This window comes from Vibrio sp. 378 (genome assembly GCF_033339435.1).
Genome location: NZ_JAWOUO010000403.1, coordinates 1 through 782 on the forward strand (window position 1 = coordinate 1; position 782 = coordinate 782).

The 782-nt window shown below is 49.9% G+C and carries 1 protein-coding gene; it reads left to right on the top strand.

The window, feature by feature from the left end:
* Positions 1 to 109: 109 nt before the first annotated feature.
* Positions 110 to 782: M48 family metalloprotease (locus R7Q48_RS26560; protein WP_318133198.1), on the top strand; the 673-nt coding region annotated here is incomplete at its 3' end.

The following is a 782-nucleotide window of genomic DNA, read 5'->3' on the forward strand; positions in this document are numbered from 1 at the left end:
AGTGCTAGCCTATTCATCCTAGAGGATGACCATAAAGTATAGTGGTGATGTTGTGAGGTACTCGACCTCCAACCACGTACTTAGGTATTTTGGAGAATCTTTAAACCGTATGTTAAAACGCACTCGCTCGCTCGTTTGTTTGTGCCTTGCTGCTGCAATCAGTTCACCAACGACTTACGCCAGTAGCATCGACTTGCCTGATATTGGTACGGCAGCTGGCGGCACGCTTTCTATAGACCAAGAGTTGATTTATGGCGACGCGTACATGCGCATGCTCAGAGCCAGTAAGCCTATCGTCAACGATCCGGTCATCAACGAATATATCGATTCCCTCGGACACCGCCTCGTGGCCAACGCGAACGATGTAAAAACGCCGTTCCACTTCTTCATGATTCGTGATCGTAATATCAACGCCTTTGCCTTTTTTGGCGGTTACGTTGCATTGCACTCAGGGCTATTTCTTCATGCTCGTAGCGAAAGTGAACTCGCATCCGTTGTCGCGCACGAAATTGCACACGTAACACAGCGCCACCTAGCGCGCAGTATGGAAGACCAGGCAAGACGCTCTCCAGCTACTTTAGCTGCGCTTGCTGGTGCATTATTACTTTCGATTGCTTCACCAGAAGCAGGCATGGCAGCGATTACCGCCGCAACAGCAGGCAACATGCAAAGCCAAATCAACTATACTCGCTCAAACGAGAAAGAAGCCGACCGCTTCGGTATCGCAACCTTGGCGAAAGCAGGATTTGATGTGCAAGCAATGCCGCGTTTCTTTGGCCGTT